This window comes from Bacillota bacterium, from assembly GCA_040754675.1.
In the GTDB taxonomy this organism is placed as follows: domain Bacteria; phylum Bacillota; class Limnochordia; order Limnochordales; family Geochordaceae; genus Geochorda.
In genome coordinates, this window is record JBFMCJ010000549.1 from 1 (window position 1) to 2,658 (window position 2,658).

Consider the following 2,658-nt stretch of genomic DNA (forward strand, 5'->3'; position numbering starts at 1 on the left):
TGACACGAGCGCGCCGTTTGGATGAGCCGCTGCGGCTGGTGTGTGTCGGCCGCGCCAACCCCTCCCTGCGCGGCCGCACCGGCACCCTGATCGTCCAAGCAAGAGGCCCAGGCCCGCGTAACCGCCTGGTGCGGCTGGACGATGGGACGCTGGTCGTGGCGCCGTGGGGGTGCTGGAGAATGGCGAAACCGGAGGTGCAAGGATGAGGCTGGAGGACATCGCAACCGGCATCCGAGTACGCGTGATCGCAAAGGATACGGGGTTCGCAGGAGCAGTCGGCACGGTATTCGCATTGGAGTCCAGGAGCCGCCGATCTGTTGGCGTGCAGTTCATCAGCGGCGTTGCCGAGTGGTTTCAGCCGAGTGAATTGGAGCTCGCGGAAACTGTACCGCCAACTCCGATCGATCCATCCGGGCGCCGTTTAGACGTGTTTCGAGCCATTCAGAGTGAACGGCGCTACCAGGACGCGAAGTGGGGCAGCATTGACGAGCACCCGCATTCGGTCGGCGAGTGGCTGCTGATTCTGGGCTCCGAACTCAACGAGGCCATGGACGCCTGGGTGCGCCACGGCGGCGACCGCGATGCGCTACGCGAGATCCTTCAGGTGGCCGCGGTAGCCGTCGCATGCTTGGAGCAACACGGTGTCGTGGAGCGAGAGGAGGTACGATCTCGTGCAGCCTGAAACATCGGTGCTGGCGCGTCCCCTGCGCTTCGGCGACCTGGAGCAGATCGCCGCCCTGCGGCGTCTGCCACGAATCGGAGAGGCCGAACCGTCCCAGCCCGAGCCCCGACAGGCGACTCCGCGCCCGCGCCGGCGCCGCGCCTCGTCTCCCGTCCGCCTCGTCGGCTGGCAGTGGGTCAACGACGGGCTGGCCGACGTGACGTTCGAGTTCCAGGACGGGCCGCGGGTGCACATCCGGTTTTCGGCCGAGGTAACGGCTGAGGGGCCTGGGGCGGAGGGCGTGGCCAGCCAGGTCCGTCCCATGGTGCTGCGGGCGCTCGAACACTGGTCGCAGCGGTGGGCGTCCACCGTCGTGGCGGCCATGAAGGGAGATGAGTCGGATGCAGATTGAACGCAAGGTTTTCCATTCGGCGCTTCGGATCGTCGAGGCGGCAACAGCGAAGCGCGAGAATGTCCCCGTCCTAAACGGCGTCCTCCTCGACGCCCGGAACCCCGGCAACCTAGTCGTCGCGGCCACGGACCTCAAGCTCGGGATTCGAGCCACCCTGCACGCCGAGGGAGATGGCGGCTGGGCGCGCGTCGTCGACGCCCGGCTCCTCGTCGGGCTGACGGGGAAGCTGCCGGCCGAAACCGTGACCCTCGAACCGACGGATAAGCAAATCCGTGTCATCTCAGCCGGCGCCCGGTTCAACCTGGCGTCGATGGACGCGGAGGACTTCCCCGAGCTTCCGTCCCCCGAAGCCCGGGCGACGGTTCGGCTCACGGCGGGGATCCTCGGCGGGGTGCTGGGCCGCGTGGCGTTTGCCGCGGCGGAATCCGATAAGCGCCCCGTGCTGTCCGGCGTGTACGTCGAGGTGGGCCCATCCGCGCTGACGCTCGCTGCGACGGACTCTAGCCGGCTGGCCACGGAGACCATTCCCCTCGACGGGCCGACCGGCGTGGCGGATGGCAGCTCGGTCTCCGCGATTGTCCCCCGGCGGTCCGTGGAGGAAGCCGCTCGCATCCTCGGCGCCATCTCCCCAGGGGCCGAGGTTGTGATGGACGTGGGCGAGCGGCTGATCGCGGTCCAGGCGGGGGCGTATACCCTCACCACCCGGCTCATCGAGGGGATGTTCCCGCCATTCCGACAAGTCCTGCTGTCCGACCCGGCCCACCGCGTGGGTTTCGAGCGCCGGACCCTCCTGGATGCTGTCAGCCGGCTGTCTCTGCTTTCCCGCCGCGGGCCGGCGGTCGTCATGTTCGAGCCGGCTGACGAACCGGGGCGTGTCGTACTCAGGGCCATCGAGGCCGACGTCGGCGAGGGGGTTGAGACCTTGCGGACCGTCGGGGCGCCGTGGCCGGAGGGCCTGCGCCCGGCATATCAGGCGCGGTTCCTGGAAGAGTTCCTGCGGGCGGTGGAGTCCGAGACCGTGGAGTACGCGGTAAGCGATCCGGCCCGCCAGTCCCAGTGGTCGGTCGCGGGTAGCGACTACCGTTACGTCGTGATGCCGGTGCGGCTGGACACGGGCGCGGTGGCGAGGGCGGCGTAAGTCCGGCCGCCCGCCTGCCATCCGGGAGGGGAACGCAATGGACAGCCCTCCGTGGACCGATGATCTTAACCTCGCCCGCCGGCTGGCCGACCTCGCCCGCCGGTACTGGCACGCGCGCCAGCTTGCCGAGGCGGCCGGGTTCAATCCACCCGAGGTGGCGGCACCTGTGGCCGGTGCCCGGCGAGTCATGGCCGCGGCGGTCCTGCGCGCCCGGCCCGCGTGGAGCGCCAAGAAGGTGCAGGCGTTCGTCGACCTGACGATCGAGGCGGCCAGGCCGAAGGCTGCGTGACGGAGCCGAACGCTTGACACCCGGGAGGGGTCTAGTCCGAAGTTGCGAACTCCTCAACTCGCACGCGTCCCGAAATGACGGGGTTTCAAACCATCAAGAAGCCCCGAGATGTATACAGTAAACATGCGCTGCGTGGCTTGCCAATGGCCTCTATGTCG

At 68.6% G+C, this 2,658-nt stretch carries 5 protein-coding genes; all 5 read left to right on the top strand.

Annotated features, from left to right (window positions below; all coding sequences use genetic code 11):
* On the top strand, positions 1 to 206 hold a 206-nt coding region (locus AB1609_20610), incomplete at its 5' end, for a hypothetical protein (protein ID MEW6048846.1).
* Complete coding sequence (locus AB1609_20615) at positions 203 to 682, top strand: hypothetical protein (protein ID MEW6048847.1); 480 nt, start codon at positions 203 to 205, stop codon at positions 680 to 682. The genes AB1609_20610 and AB1609_20615, both read left to right, overlap by 4 nt.
* Complete coding sequence (locus AB1609_20620) at positions 672 to 1,073, top strand: hypothetical protein (protein MEW6048848.1); 402 nt, start codon at positions 672 to 674, stop codon at positions 1,071 to 1,073. The genes AB1609_20615 and AB1609_20620 overlap by 11 nt, the downstream gene beginning before the upstream one ends.
* Positions 1,063 to 2,211, top strand: coding sequence for a DNA polymerase III subunit beta (gene dnaN / locus AB1609_20625; GenBank protein MEW6048849.1), 1,149 nt, complete (start codon positions 1,063 to 1,065; stop codon positions 2,209 to 2,211). The genes AB1609_20620 and dnaN overlap by 11 nt, the downstream gene beginning before the upstream one ends.
* Before the next feature lie 37 nt (positions 2,212 to 2,248).
* Positions 2,249 to 2,500 carry a hypothetical protein gene (locus tag AB1609_20630; protein MEW6048850.1) on the top strand — a complete coding sequence of 84 codons (252 nt, stop codon included), beginning with the start codon at positions 2,249 to 2,251 and terminating at the stop codon, positions 2,498 to 2,500.
* Positions 2,501 to 2,658 lie beyond the last annotated feature (158 nt).

Bases quoted from the DNA above. Each gene is read 5' to 3' on its own strand.
- AB1609_20615 (MEW6048847.1), top strand. From the start codon at position 203: ATGAGGCTGGAGGACATCGCAACCGGCATCCGAGTACGCGTGATCGCA.
- dnaN (MEW6048849.1), top strand. From the start codon at position 1,063: ATGCAGATTGAACGCAAGGTTTTCCATTCGGCGCTTCGGATCGTCGAG.
- AB1609_20630 (MEW6048850.1), top strand. From the start codon at position 2,249: ATGGACAGCCCTCCGTGGACCGATGATCTTAACCTCGCCCGCCGGCTG.